The organism is Maribacter corallii, from assembly GCF_047345415.1.
Lineage (GTDB): Bacteria > Bacteroidota > Bacteroidia > Flavobacteriales > Flavobacteriaceae > Maribacter_C.
On sequence record NZ_JBLFEP010000004.1, the window covers coordinates 414,384 to 427,622 of the forward strand.

At 38.9% G+C, this 13,239-nt stretch carries 12 protein-coding genes and 1 tRNA gene; 5 read left to right on the forward strand and 8 right to left on the reverse strand.

The window, feature by feature from the left end:
- Positions 1 to 2: 2 nt before the first annotated feature.
- The 4 genes from ACKWCA_RS16070 to ACKWCA_RS16085 all read right to left on the reverse strand — a co-directional run bounded on the left by ACKWCA_RS16070 (position 3) and on the right by ACKWCA_RS16085 (position 5,810).
- Entirely contained in the window at positions 3 to 1,595 is a 1,593-nt protein-coding gene (locus ACKWCA_RS16070) for a carboxypeptidase-like regulatory domain-containing protein (protein WP_413979227.1), read from the reverse strand.
- A gap of 1 nt (position 1,596) precedes the next feature.
- Positions 1,597 to 3,213 carry a carboxypeptidase-like regulatory domain-containing protein gene (locus tag ACKWCA_RS16075; protein WP_413979228.1) on the reverse strand — a complete coding sequence of 539 codons (1,617 nt, stop codon included), beginning with the start codon at positions 3,211 to 3,213 and terminating at the stop codon, positions 1,597 to 1,599.
- 4 nt (positions 3,214 to 3,217) lie between these two features.
- The gene (locus ACKWCA_RS16080; protein WP_413979229.1) at positions 3,218 to 4,810 is read right to left on the reverse strand and encodes a carboxypeptidase-like regulatory domain-containing protein; all 1,593 of its coding nucleotides are present in this window, start codon (positions 4,808 to 4,810) and stop codon (positions 3,218 to 3,220) included.
- A gap of 61 nt (positions 4,811 to 4,871) precedes the next feature.
- Positions 4,872 to 5,810 carry a calcium/sodium antiporter gene (locus tag ACKWCA_RS16085; RefSeq protein WP_413979230.1) on the reverse strand — a complete coding sequence of 313 codons (939 nt, stop codon included), beginning with the start codon at positions 5,808 to 5,810 and terminating at the stop codon, positions 4,872 to 4,874.
- Between the two features lie 158 nt (positions 5,811 to 5,968).
- Between ACKWCA_RS16085 and ACKWCA_RS16090 the strand changes: the two genes are divergently transcribed.
- The 4 genes from ACKWCA_RS16090 (at position 5,969) to ACKWCA_RS16105 (ending at position 10,043) form a co-directional block, all read left to right on the forward strand.
- On the forward strand, positions 5,969 to 6,328 hold the full coding sequence (locus tag ACKWCA_RS16090) for a BlaI/MecI/CopY family transcriptional regulator (RefSeq protein WP_413979231.1): 360 nt from the start codon (positions 5,969 to 5,971) through the stop codon (positions 6,326 to 6,328).
- Position 6,329: 1 nt separating this feature from the next.
- Positions 6,330 to 7,952: a M56 family metallopeptidase gene (locus ACKWCA_RS16095; protein ID WP_413979232.1), complete on the forward strand. Its 1,623-nt coding sequence runs from the start codon at positions 6,330 to 6,332 to the stop codon at positions 7,950 to 7,952.
- Between the two features lie 537 nt (positions 7,953 to 8,489).
- A complete protein-coding gene (locus tag ACKWCA_RS16100; RefSeq protein WP_413979233.1) occupies positions 8,490 to 9,827 on the forward strand; it encodes an SPFH domain-containing protein in 1,338 nt (445 codons plus the stop codon).
- A 54-nt stretch (positions 9,828 to 9,881) separates the two neighbouring features.
- Entirely contained in the window at positions 9,882 to 10,043 is a 162-nt protein-coding gene (locus ACKWCA_RS16105; RefSeq protein ID WP_413979234.1) for an SsrA-binding protein, read from the forward strand.
- On the opposite strand, the gene ACKWCA_RS16110 is transcribed toward ACKWCA_RS16105, so the two are convergent.
- Positions 10,037 to 10,549, reverse strand: a complete 513-nt coding sequence (locus ACKWCA_RS16110; protein WP_413979235.1) for an adenine phosphoribosyltransferase — start codon at positions 10,547 to 10,549, stop codon at positions 10,037 to 10,039. The two genes, ACKWCA_RS16105 and ACKWCA_RS16110, sit on opposite strands and share 7 nt — an antisense overlap.
- 73 nt (positions 10,550 to 10,622) lie before the next feature.
- Between ACKWCA_RS16110 and ACKWCA_RS16115 the strand changes: the two genes are divergently transcribed.
- A tRNA-Arg gene (locus ACKWCA_RS16115) sits at positions 10,623 to 10,696 on the forward strand.
- 306 nt (positions 10,697 to 11,002) lie between these two features.
- On the opposite strand, the gene cls is transcribed toward ACKWCA_RS16115, so the two are convergent.
- The 3 genes from cls to ACKWCA_RS16130 all read right to left on the reverse strand — a co-directional run bounded on the left by cls (position 11,003) and on the right by ACKWCA_RS16130 (position 13,092).
- The gene (cls, locus tag ACKWCA_RS16120) at positions 11,003 to 12,427 is read right to left on the reverse strand and encodes a cardiolipin synthase (RefSeq protein ID WP_413979236.1); all 1,425 of its coding nucleotides are present in this window, start codon (positions 12,425 to 12,427) and stop codon (positions 11,003 to 11,005) included.
- Positions 12,428 to 12,701: 274 nt separating this feature from the next.
- Positions 12,702 to 12,881 carry a hypothetical protein gene (locus tag ACKWCA_RS16125; protein WP_413979237.1) on the reverse strand — a complete coding sequence of 60 codons (180 nt, stop codon included), beginning with the start codon at positions 12,879 to 12,881 and terminating at the stop codon, positions 12,702 to 12,704.
- Between the two features lie 49 nt (positions 12,882 to 12,930).
- On the reverse strand, positions 12,931 to 13,092 hold the full coding sequence (locus ACKWCA_RS16130; RefSeq protein WP_413979238.1) for a DUF1328 family protein: 162 nt from the start codon (positions 13,090 to 13,092) through the stop codon (positions 12,931 to 12,933).
- Positions 13,093 to 13,239: the final 147 nt, after the last annotated feature.

Below are 13,239 nucleotides of genomic sequence, written 5' to 3' on the forward strand. Positions count from 1 at the left end.
ATTTAGTTAAGATTTTCCAACAAGGGGGTATTCATCCAATAGTCACCATAGTCTTTAGGTTTGGTCACATGCTGACTTTCAAAAACGGGTTTTCGCTTATCCATAAAATTAGTATCGAACGGAGCTCTCGAATCGGGCTTGATCCGTTGTGAAAAAAATTCCCTGAACTGTTGGTACTCTCGCCGTATTGTCCGGTTGACCAAATTGCCGTGCTCGTCTTTGACATTACCTACCCTAAAATCAAGAAAATCCCTTACACCTACCTTGGTCGTATCGAGCTGACTCAATTCATTAAACATCGGGATTGTGGCTTCATCATTTGAATCGGGAAACAAGTAAACCCTCTTTTCATTCGTTGTAATCATTTTTAGCTTTACCGGCTGGTCTCTGAATACGACCGCATAGTTCAACACTTTTTTTGCCGACTCTTCTTCAGGTATGTCATTGAATTCGACTACGAAACACTTTCTATAAAGATCAACGGTCATATCTATCGTCTTAAAAACCGGAGGAATGTTCAAGATAAAGTTATTATTCAGTGAAATATAGTTCAAGTACATTTTATCGTTTATTTTTTGGTAGTCAGTGGTGATATCAAAAATCGCCTTTTGCCTATGCCCGTGCTCGTTCTTTTCGCCAGTGGCATTCCGTTGGTTTTCGTCATACATCGTATATTCCAACTTATAAATGGCGAAATCCAATTTAGAAACATACAGTGTGCCGTTGGCCCGAAAGTTCGGATAACTCGCCCTAAGGCCAATACGGTACAAGTCTTCATCGTTGATTCGAGTGTCATTCTTCCTAGTGAAGGAATGATTGTCAATCAGATCTGTTTTGAGCGTACCGATGAAATCGTATGAAAACACATTGTAGTTTCTTATGGCATCATGAATTCTTAAAATTCGGAATTCGTTTCCACCGGAGACATCCAAGATGGCTTTTTCCGCTGTTTTAGAAAATGACTCATAATTATAGGATGCGCGGGCTATGGAATCTTGTTCAAAATCACCGTTCATCTGAAAATAAAACAAACGGGTATCGGAAGTGGCATCATCAAGTTGATCAAATCCTTGATCGAATACTTCGAGAATCGCCTCATTCAAATTAATATACTGCCCTTTACCTTTCTGATAGTCGCGGTAGTAGCCTATAGTGGAAAATGAGGTCGTGGGGAAGTTTCGGGGAATGGCGTCAATGGCCCTTTGTACAATTTGCTTGGCACTCAGACGGCGTTTTCCTTTCGCCTTGACCACGGCTTCTTGTAAACTGATCGCTGCAGGACTTATCGTTACTATATTTAATTCATCTTGGCTAAAGTCATTGATGGGTAACTCTTTGGTTTCGTAGCCCATGGATGAGATTTCGATAATATCACCGTACTCCTTATACTTTAAAGGAATTCTAAAGCTACCATCTACATTGGTGATAATACCCACCGCCCGATCTTTTATACGGATGTTGGCAAATACTACCGGCTCATTGGTTTCCGAATCAAACAGTTTCCCGACCATATAGTCTTGCTGTTGCCCAAAAGCGACCGACGAAATGGAGATAAGTACAAGAAAAATTATGGGAAAGAAGGCTTTAGTATTCATATCACTGGTTTTTTTTTAAGGGCGTATTCATCCAATACTCATCAAAATTATCGGGTCTTGTAAGGGGTTGATTATCAAAAATAGGACGGTTTTTTTGCATCAAAACTTTCTCTGGTATATCCTCTACTAAAGATAATTGTATTTGCTGGGTAAAAAATTCCCTGTATTGATCGAACTCTTCATATTCAAAATCGTTCAATGCATTGCCTTGAGCGTCTTGAACGCCAATAAAGTTGAATTCGAAATTTTCCGGCGAAAAATACCCCGCTCCCCTAGATTCGGCCGTGCTCTCTTTAAAAACGCAATCAAACTTTTCCGGTTCAGGATACAAATGAAATTCATCGAAGACCGCTCTAGTTTCTATTAATCTAATCCTCTTTTTCCTATACTTGACCATAAAGTTCTTTCGATTCTCGTCAATCATTAGGATCGGAGCCTTATTGAACTTGACTACGAAACATTTTTCATCCTTATTCATCCGTATATCGAGAATCTTAAAAAGTGATTTTTGTAGTTTGAAAACATTGTGGAAGGAGATATAGTTCGGATACATTTTTCCCTCTTTTTTCATATATTCTACGGTAACTTCAAAGATCAACTTGTCTTTGCCTTTGGCAATGTCTTGTTTGGACCTTTCTTGGATATTCGTATCGAACATCTTATAGACAAGTTTGTGAATAGCGTACGATGATTGGGAAATATAGATTGTACCTTGAGACCTAAAATCGGCATGTACTTCTTCCCCAGGCGATATATCCGGGTCCAGCTCGGGCCTACTTTTTTCAAGACCAATGACATATATACGCTCATTGTCGATTATCCTATCCCCCTTTCGCGATAAACTATGGTTGCGGATTAGGTCCCTGTTCAACCGGTTAATGTACGAATAGGTTTTAATATTATAGTTTCGAATGGCGTCGTGAATACGTAAAATATTCAGTTCATTGCCTCCAAAACCAGGGAGGTAAGCGTTTTTTATTATTTTACCTTTTGTTACATAATCATACGGACTGTTAGCTAGAGAATCCCTTTGAAAATCCGAATTGGCCCGGTAATCGTACAACCGGATTTTTGTATGATCCAAATCGTTTTGCTGAAAGCCCATATCGTTAATCTGTAAGAGCGCCTCATTCAGATTAACATATTCATTATCCTTCAATTGGTAATCTCTGTAGTAACCAACATATGAGAACGGCGAAACAAGATAGTTTTGATCGATTCTATCTATAGCCTTTTTAATGATTTGACGCGGGGTCAACCTTCGACGCTTACCAGTTAAGATTGCTTCTTCGAGCTCAATCGGTCGGGAGTCCAATTTGATGGTCACTGCAGTATCCAAAGGTAGTTCAGAGAGCATGATATGTCTATTTTCGTAGCCTAGGCATGAAATTGTAAGTGTCTCGCCCAAATTCATAAATCTTCTGGGCAGCCGAAAACTTCCATCTTGATTCGATATCACACCTACTGCCTTTTCCTTCAAGCGTATAGTGGCGAAAACCACCGGAGCCCCACTTTTACTATCGAGCAGCATACCTCGAACAAAATCATCTCCCTGCCCAAAAGAGAGTGCTTCTCCTAATAGAAATAACAGTAAAAGGAGACGGATTTGAAAGGACATTGTTCTAATTGTTTATGGTCTTTAAGGGTGTATTCATCCAATAATCTCCAAAATTATCCGGCTTCACAATGGGCTGCTCATCAAAAATCGGTTTTCGATTGTTCATGAATAAGCGTTGTTCTGGTACCCGATCGTCCGCTTTGACCTCTTGCACAAAAAACTCGCGAAACTGATGATAGTCCTTGGTTGTCCACCTCCCTATCGCATTACCGTTAAGATCTTTTAGACCTTTGGTCTTTACTTTGAGTATTTCTTCATTTATACCTTCATTCTTTGCAATAAATTCAAGCTCATCAAGTATCTCAATTTGTCTATTGGTATTTACTTTCGGATATAAGACCACCTGATTGTCAGCTACGAGGAGTCCCTCGAGTGCAATTTTTTTTCCTTTGAAATGAACATTGAACTGATTCGTGTTTTTGGCGGTATCGGCATTCAAAAACTCACTAAACGTCAAAACGATCCATCTCTTCTTGAGAGTGAGGCTCAATCTTGGGTGGATGGCGTTATCAAAACGGATGTCCACTCGATCGAGCGTCAGTTTTGGAGGCTCCCAAATTTTGAATACGTTATTGAAAGAAATATAGTTAAGATACATCTTATCCTTATACCTTCTGTACGACGTCGTTACTTCAAAAACAGGTTGCTTGTAGGTTCCATTCTTATCGGGCACCCCTGACTTATTGTTCTTGGTTTCGTCATAGACGGCGTAGTCCATCTTAAAAATGGAATAATCGGATTTAGAAATATAGAGCCTACCATAGGCAGTATGAACCGGCAATTTGCGTATGAACTTTATGGTATACAGCGATTCCTCCCCTATTGAAGAATCATCGTCTCGTGAAAACGAATGTTCCTTTAACAGATCGGTATCGAAACGATGTACAAAGGAATAGGAATTGATCCTGTGATTACGAATAGCGTTATGAACGCTTAGAATAGTGAATTCATTTCCTCCATAAGCACTTAGGTATCCCTTCTCGATAATTTTCGTATCTCCCTTAAAGCTATAGTTGTATGGCTTTCTAGCCAGTGTATCACGACGAAAATCCAGATTCGCCTTGTAATCATATATAGCTGCCCTTGTCGTCGCCGAATCGATAGCATCAAAGCCCTGATCATGAACGGCCATTATCGCCTCGTTCAAGTTTACATATTCATCATTGTCCAGTTGATAATCCCGATAATATCCAACTTGAACGTAGGGTTCGGTTGGATAGTTTTCCAAAAGGGCATCAATGGCTTTCTGTACAATCTCTCTTGGCTTCATTCGTTTTCTTTTCCGCTTGGCACTAACAGTTGCCTCTGACAACTCGAAAACAGCCGGTTGAAGTCTAACCGTATTAGTGACAAATCTTGAAAAGTCATGGATCAATAACTCCTTGGTACGATATCCCATAGATGATATTTCTATGATATCACCATACTCTTGATACTTCATCGGAATTCTGAAACTTCCATCCAAATTTGAAATGACCCCTAGCGCACGGTCTTTGATTCGAATACTGGCAAACACTATAGGTTCCAGAGTTTTAGCATCTAACAATTGACCACGTATGAACTCATCACGTTGCGCAACAACGAAGAGGTGTGACAAAAAAAGGAATGAAAAAAATAAGCGTTGTGTAGTTTTTATCCCATGGGTTTTCTGTTGTTGTTTAGCGTATCGTAAAAAAAATAAATACGACATAAACACCCACAAGAATCATACCATCCCGCCACCCAAGACGTAGTCCTTTTGGAATAAAAACCAAGGGTAAGACCAGAAACGATATTCCTAGCATCCAGAAGATATCATTACTCAATAAACCTTCATCAACCACCTTCACCGGAGTGATTATAGAAGTAATCCCCAACACAGCCAACAAGTTAAAGATATTCGACCCCATAAGATTGCCCAATGAAATCGCTTTTTCCTTTTTGATCACTGCTATAATGGAGGCTGCCAATTCAGGAATACTGGTGCCAATAGACACTACTGTAATTGCAATGACCCGCTCGCTTATACCATACTTCATTGCCATTCCGACCGCACCATTGATCAGCAGTTCAGAGCCGCCCCACAAAGCTACTCCGCCCAGCCCTAAGAACAATACGGTCTTGTATAGCGGTAACTCCACATCATCTTCGGGCAATTCATCTACCACAGCGGTCTTTTGAAATCGAAGTAAATACACAAGAAAAAGAAAAAGAAGCACCACCATAATGATTCCCTCATACTGTTGTAGCTCACCATCAAAATAGATAAACCCACAGAACAAGACCGAAGCGAGCATCATCACGGGCCAATCGGTCTTATAAAAACTTCTATTGACGTCAATACTACCTAGAAGTACGGTGATCCCAAGGACAAGACCCAAATTGGCGATATTAGATCCTACGACATTGCCCAAGGCCAGATCTGGATATCCCTCAATGGCCGAATTAATACTAACAATGAGCTCGGGAGCCGAAGTCGCGAAGGAGACAACGGTCATGCCGATTACGATTTTAGGAATATTTAATTTCAATGATAAGGCAACAGCGGATTTCAATAACCAATTTCCCCCGGCTATAAGAAGCACTAGCCCAGAAATTATAAAAAGAAGATTCTGCATTCCACGTATTTTAACAAATATAGCGGAAGATTTTGAAATAAATAGGGTGGATCAGATGAACAAAAAACTAAGTTTTACTAAACATATAGTTAAATAACTACAAAATTAGTTGTTTAACTATAAAAATAGTAATATGTTTGGAAACCAAAAACAGTACGATGCAAAAATTAACCAATAAGGAAGAAGAAATCATGAAAATTCTTTGGCGACTTGAAAAAGCCTTTGTCAAAGAAATACGGGCCGAGTTAGAGGGTCAAAAGCCCCATTACAATACCTTATCGACTATCGTGCGAAATTTGGAGGATAAAAACTTCGTGAGACACGAAGCCTTTGGAAATACACATCGATACTATCCCGTAATTACAAAGGAAGAGTACCGAAAAAAATATATCAACACCAGCATTGTGGACTACTTTGGCAATTCATACAAAAACGTAGTGTCGGCCTTCGCCAAGGAGGAAAAGATTTCGGTAAAAGAGCTCAAGGAAATCATCAACCTGATCGAAAACAAGGATTAAAATGGAAACCGTGGTTATCTATCTACTTAAATCTGCATGTGTGCTGTTTCTTTTTCTCAGTTGCTACCAACTTTTTTTGAGAAAAGAGACCTTGTTCGCCTTCAATAGGTGGTTTCTGCTATTTGGAGTTATTGTAGCTCTTTTTCTTCCATTGACCTACTATACCGAAACCGTTTATTTACCCGCTGATATCGGGGCAATGAGTATTGAAAACTCGAAAGAGGGGCAACCATTCAATGCACCTTCTTTTTCTTGGACCTTCATCCTGTTCAATATCTATATTTTGGTAACGCTTTTCTTTGCTGTTAAACTTGTCATTGAACTATATACCGTGTTCGGGTATCTCAAAACTGGAATTAGAACGACCACAGATGGCTATGTGCATATTAGGAGTACGGAAAATATCAAACCCTTTTCATTTTTCAATTTCATCATCTACAATCCCAATAACCACAGTGCTGAAGATCTAGAACTCATTCTGGCTCATGAACAGGTTCATACCCGTCAAAGGCACTCCTTTGATATTCTCTTGATGGAAATCGTTCTTTTAACACAGTGGTTCAATCCTATCGCTTGGCTATACAAAAGAGCCATTATGCAAAATCTGGAGTTTTTAGCGGACACTCAAAACTCCGTTGTACAAAAAAACAGAAAACAGTATCAATACCTCTTGCTAAGACAGTCGGTAGATACGCGTAACCTATCTATAATAAATCCTTTTTTTAATTCATTAATCAAAAAACGAATCGTCATGATCAATCAAATCCCATCACGAAAAATAAACGCATTTAAGACCCTAGTTGTACTTCCGTTTCTTGCGCTCTTCTTTTTCAGTTTCAATGCCAAGACCGAATATCAACTATATGATTCAGCTGGCGAATTGGTCGCCGGAAAATCGATTGAACTGCTCATTAACAAAAATACCACGGAAAAGGAGTTGACAAAAATGAAAAAAGACCTTCAGAAAGATGGTATTGATTTTACCTATACGGTCAATCATAATGAGGCCAAGGAGATTGTTGACATTTCGATTCGAATTTCCGGAAAGGGAGCTAATGGTTCAACGTTTAACAACGCTTATAACTCATCTAACGATGATCAGGCCATTTCGCCCCTTGTCATCTATATTGACCAAGATCAAAACTTGGTTTCCATTGGAACAAAAGGTTCCTATCACTCCAATTCGGTGCATATTGACTCTGATGACGGACAAGTATGGATCAACTCTGGTGATGAGCGGCATAGGGATGTTCGAATTACAAAGAAAAACGGGAAGAAACTCATTATCGTAGATGGGGAGGAAATCTCTGAGGAAGAGTTTGAAAAAATGGATGTACACATGGGGAAAGGGTCTTCGAAGGTATTTATCCATACTGATTCTGATGATGACCATGATATTAAGGTAGTCGAAGATGAAGGAAATGGCTTTTTCTTTATTGACACTGATGGAGACGAAGAACCGGTTTATGTTATTGACGGAAAAGAGAGCACTTCAAAGAAAGTGAAGCAACTCGATCCGAGTGAAATCGAGTCCATCGATGTTTCCAAGGGAGAAAAAGCACTAGAGCGTTTTGGCGAAAAAGGTAAAAACGGCGTAGTCGAAATCACGACCAAAAAGAATTAAAAGACCCCTTTTTATTGCTTCAATCAAGCTGCAGAAACCGACTTTTTTAAAGTCGGTTTTTTTGTGGTGGGAAACGAAATGCTCAAAATCATCAAATTTTAGACTAAAAAATCCCTTGTCTGTAAAAGAAACCTCAAAAAAGCCTCTACAAATACTACATTTCATAACATTAATCACCTATTATTATTACATTTTAAAACATGTCACAAGAACTCATCTAAAACATTAACACTTATATCGTTATTTTGATTTCAATTGTGTATTCAGTTGTATCGATTTTGATCTAAATCCTTGCAGGTGAACATTTTTTATATATATCTTATTTGGATAATCGATTATCACAAAACAATTATTAACCCCTAAAAACCCATTACATATGATTGCACTAGCTAAAATTTTATTGTTCTTGATGTTATCCTTGATCACGATAATAGCTTAAGTAGAATCATATAGGCCTATATAAAAAGACCGCCTTAGGGCGGTCTTTACAATTACTCAATTGAACACCCTTCTTTTTTAACCTTAAACTCTAGCATTATGATACTATATATTGGAATTGCGATAGCCCTTTTAGGGGCAGTCGCGCTACTACTCAAACCATTTTTTAAGACCAATGCCCTTCTTTCCAAATTCTCTGTAAAACAAAGTTTACAACTTTTGGGCATAGGGGTCTTGTTGAGCATCATCTCAGGAGCCTTCTTTTATGCCGAGCCCGGTACCGCATATGCGGTTCAATATCCTTGGGGTGGTCAAAAAGCTGTTTTTAGGCAAGGTATCAACACCAAAATGTGGGGAAGACTCATTCCTCTACAATTTGAATTACCCATTAAATACGTTATTCCTAATTCTGAAGGCGATTTAGGGGAGCAAAGTGAATACGCGAATGTCGACGCGGCCAAGTATTGGGCGTTTAGCGATGCCGTAAAAGCAAGAATAGCCACTTCTGTGGTAATCAGTATCAATACCGAAGACGAGCATCAATTTCTGTCCGTCGCCGATCGCAATAAAACAGAAGAAAACATGATTCGTTCCCGGATCATTCCAAATATTGATCAATCCATAAAAAATACCTGTAAACTGATGGACGCCCAAGATTACATTTCGGGTCAGGCCTCTGATTTCGATCGTTATTTTAGAGATCAATTGGAAAATGGCATGTATGTTCTAGAAGAATATGTTATGAATGAGCAACGAGATATTATCGGTGATAGTGCCACGATACGCACGGTAGTGAACAATGAAAGTAAGCAAAAGCGATTTCGTGTTAAGATGGTAGATGGAAGTCCACTTCGTGAGGAGGGGAATTCATTGAAAGCCTACGGCCTCACCGTAGTGCAAGCTGTAGTCACCGAAATTGATTGGGAAGAAACTTTTGACAATCGCTTGCAATTGCAAAAGGAAGAGGTAGCCCAAACACAGCTTGAAAAACAACAGGCCGAACGGGAGTTCTATCGTGCCCAAAAAGAGAAGGCCCATGGTGAAGCCGAAAAAGCGACTGAACGTGCTCGCTTGGAAAAAGAGCAGATCCAAAAGACCATCGCGGCTGAAACCGAAGCTAAAGTTGCTGAATTCAATCTCATTAAAGAAAAGAAGCAATTTGAGGTTGAAAAATTTAAGGCACAAAGTAAAAAAGTGGCGGCCGAGGCCGAAGCTTATCAGAACGCGAAACTGGTTAACGCCGGACTCACGCCCCAGGAACGTGCTGAATGGGATTATAAAACGGCTGTGGGTGTGGCACGAGAGCTTAAAGACCTTAATCTACCCGAGTTTTATATTGAAGGAGGTGGCAGTAGTAAAGCCTCGGGCGATAATTTGCTTACGTCGCTTATTGGCGCTGACATTGCGAAAAAAATGACCAATAGCAACAAGGAGTAAACCGCTACTCAAAACCCAGCTTAAGAAGCTGGGTTTTTATTTTTATATTTGAAGATGTCCTTCAGAAAATCGTTCTTCACGTTCTTGGCCAAGATGAATAAGGTGGTGCTTCCCTCCTACTCCAAAAAAAGGCTGGATCTCTCGAAAGCGTCCAAATTGCAATTGGCTATTGTGGGTTGGCGGTATTATGTGACGACCAATGCCCTGGATCAATAATGCATCAAGGAGTGTAGGTTGTACTTCTTCAATTTTTCCGCTCCGTTCAAAAAATCAAGTTCGATTAAAAAATTACATTGTACAATCTGTCCGCCCAAACGTTCCACTAGTTTACAGACTGCCTCGGCCGTTCCGCCGGTAGCCAATACATCATCATGTATTAAGACCCGTTCTCCTTCTGCTATAGCATCTACATGAATCTCAAGTCGATCCTCTCCATATTCCAATGCGTAGGTCTCGGACATGGTTTGATAAGGGAGTTTCCCAGACTTGCGTACAGGAACAAAACCAGCCTCTAAATGGGAGGCCAATAAGGGTGCGAAAAAGAATCCCCTACTCTCCATACCGACCACTTTATCAATTTGTTGATTACCAACTAAATGCAATAGTGCTTGCGTCGCTCTTTGAAGAGTGCCCTTATCTTTTAAAAGCGGTGTAATATCCTTAAAAATGATACCTTCCTTAGGAAAGTCTTTTACATCACGTATATAGCTCTTGAAATCCATTTCTTTTGTTCGCAGTTATTTTGTGCTAAAAGTAAAAAGAAATATATTTGCAGCCCGTTTACAGGGAATTATCGGCCTCGTGGCGCAACTGAATAGCGCATCTGATTACGGCTCAGAAGGTTACAGGTTTGAATCCTGTCGAGGTCACATAAAAAAATGCAACTACCTTATTATTATGTAGTTGCATTTTTTAATTGCACATACCGATACCAACCATTTTTCATGGGTATATTTTTTGTGATTGCTGTATAAGACAAGACCCATATGACCCTCATCGCTCATCCAAAGTTCGACATCAGAACAGGGTCTGTCTCTGGTATTTCAGGATTGGTAAAAAAATTGAAAAATCAAGACCGTCGTGTTCAGTAGCCCCGTCAGGGGTAGACCCTCTAATACCTGTCTTGTGTTCTATAGCCGTGTAATTGATTTTTCAATTATCAATAGGCTTTGCTTTTATAGTAAGGGACTGAAGAACTTGGCAAGCCCTTCACAAAACTTTCTCCATGATGAACGACGTTTAAAACTTTCATAATCTAGACAAATTGCATCGGAGCAATTCAGGATGAATTCGTCAGTGATCCTACTCGCCAAGATTCTGTCATAAAGTAATGCGTTAGCTTCAAAATTATGTTCGAAGCTACGATAGTCAAAGTTTCCTGATCCTACTGAAGCTATTTCTTGATCAATTACAATGACCTTACTATGCGAAAAATCAGATCGCAAATAAATATTTACGCCCGTGGCCAACAAGTTTTCAAAATTTGAAAACATACTAAGTCTTGCAATTAATGAGTCCGATTTTTTAGGAACAAGTAAATTTACTTCAACACCACTCATAGCAGCCATTTTTAAGGCCTCAAGAACGGGAATACCTGGGATGAAATAAGGATTCGCAATGTATATGCTCTTCTCGGCCAAATTAATCATTGTTACATACTGTTGCATAATCGCAGGATGTTTCGAATCTGGCCCACTTATTACCATTTGCACTACTGAATCACCTCTACTTGATATATCTGGAAGGTATTTTTTTTGCAGTAGTAGTTTTTCGTCCCCAGAGAAATGATAGTCTTTGATAAAAATACGATGAAGACTATTGACCACCGGACCTTCTATTTTCAAGTGAAAATCATTCCAGATTCCGAGATGGTCCTCCGGTTTGATGTATCTATCTGAAATGTTTACGCCCCCGGTGAATCCAATATTGCCATCAACGATGATAATTTTCCTGTGATTCCTATAGTTTAGGGTAAATAAAAGATTGCCAAATCGTAGCGGCATTATCGAATGCGCTTTAACGCCAATATGCCGAAAACGTTCAATTGCCTTTCCCCGGAAAGAAAAGCTACCTAAGGAATCGTAAATCATTCGAACTTCTAAGCCTTCTTGTATTTTTTCCTTTAAAAGTGCAAATAATCTATCCACAATTGCACCTTCTTCAATAATAAAGTACTGCAGGTGAATAAATTTTTTAGCATTTCCTATAGATTCAAAAATAGCCTCAAAAGTTTCGTCGCCGCTATTTAAAAGGGTGACCTGATTTCCCGAGTAGGCCGACGTTAAACTATTGCTTTTGACTAATTGGGAAAGTCTGGCATTTTTTTGGGAGTCAAAATCTTCAATGAACTGTTCGTAATCATTCAATTCTTGAATACGGGAATCGTAAAGCTTGCGTCTCTCTGTTTGCTTTAATTTGAAAAGTTTGAATTTTCGTCTGTTTACTCCAAAAAGATAATATAATAGAGGCCCTGCCAAGGGTAAGGCAAGAACTGCGAGTACCCAACTGATTGATTTGGTTGGTCTGGAACCATGAAAAATTATACTAATTAAAGACCAAATTGTAATGAATAGATAAAATGCTAAAAGAACCATTTTCATACGTAAGAAAGATAACCAATATGGATTACATTCACCCTGGTTGAGCTTTGAAGTAAGTAAAGGGCAATATCTGGAAAGAGATTATAGAAAAACGCTATACGCAACGTATATCAAAAATAGAATACTCACAATGAACATAACTCCGCCAATTTTTACCGTCTTCTTAATTCTCTTTCTTCTAATTAATTTTCTGGCCATTATTTTATTTTAGTTTAACAAAAAAGGCAACCATAGTTAAATGCCTGCCCGTTTTTTCATATTCAATACGATAAGACTAATTGTCGTCGGTAGCATCGTCAATTTCATCTTTAATTTCCTCTGCTCCTTCTTCAATACCTTCCCCGACCTCTTCAATTCCGTCTTCAATTTTCTCTCCGGTGGTCTTTTCCCGGCAACTGGAAGCTGCTATGATCATAACAATTGCGAATAGGAACATGTATAGTGATTTTTTCATTTTGATTTATTTTAGTGTTAATACTTAATTTTCTTTCTAAGATTTGGCCTTATATTCTTTTTCTTCCGGTAATCAAGGATATGATAAAAAGTACAATAAAAATGAAGAATAAGATTTTTGCGATACTAGCAGCACCAGCTGCAATTCCTCCGAATCCGAAAACTCCCGCGATCAGTGCTAAAATGATAAAAGTAATTGTCCAACGTAACATGTGATATGGTTTTTAAGGTTAATATTCAACAACTTATTTTCTATAAGCTCTCTTGTACAGTACAAAAATCGTGATACGGTATAGTTCTGTTTAACGGTATCAATTGAATTCTTAACTCAAATGATAATACGATTCAATTAATTGAAA

What these genes read in the sequence shown, in the direction of transcription:
- ACKWCA_RS16070 (WP_413979227.1), bottom strand. Translation starts at nt 1,595, where the DNA reads ATGAATACTAAAGCCTTCTTTCCCATAATTTTTCTTGTACTTATCTCC.
- ACKWCA_RS16075 (WP_413979228.1), bottom strand. Translation starts at nt 3,213, where the DNA reads ATGTCCTTTCAAATCCGTCTCCTTTTACTGTTATTTCTATTAGGAGAA.
- ACKWCA_RS16085 (WP_413979230.1), bottom strand. Translation starts at nt 5,810, where the DNA reads ATGCAGAATCTTCTTTTTATAATTTCTGGGCTAGTGCTTCTTATAGCC.
- ACKWCA_RS16090 (WP_413979231.1), top strand. Translation starts at nt 5,969, where the DNA reads ATGCAAAAATTAACCAATAAGGAAGAAGAAATCATGAAAATTCTTTGG.
- ACKWCA_RS16095 (WP_413979232.1), top strand. Translation starts at nt 6,330, where the DNA reads ATGGAAACCGTGGTTATCTATCTACTTAAATCTGCATGTGTGCTGTTT.
- ACKWCA_RS16100 (WP_413979233.1), top strand. Translation starts at nt 8,490, where the DNA reads ATGATACTATATATTGGAATTGCGATAGCCCTTTTAGGGGCAGTCGCG.
- ACKWCA_RS16105 (WP_413979234.1), top strand. Translation starts at nt 9,882, where the DNA reads ATGTCCTTCAGAAAATCGTTCTTCACGTTCTTGGCCAAGATGAATAAG.
- ACKWCA_RS16110 (WP_413979235.1), bottom strand. Translation starts at nt 10,549, where the DNA reads ATGGATTTCAAGAGCTATATACGTGATGTAAAAGACTTTCCTAAGGAA.
- cls (WP_413979236.1), bottom strand. Translation starts at nt 12,427, where the DNA reads ATGAAAATGGTTCTTTTAGCATTTTATCTATTCATTACAATTTGGTCT.
- ACKWCA_RS16125 (WP_413979237.1), bottom strand. Translation starts at nt 12,881, where the DNA reads ATGAAAAAATCACTATACATGTTCCTATTCGCAATTGTTATGATCATA.
- ACKWCA_RS16130 (WP_413979238.1), bottom strand. Translation starts at nt 13,092, where the DNA reads ATGTTACGTTGGACAATTACTTTTATCATTTTAGCACTGATCGCGGGA.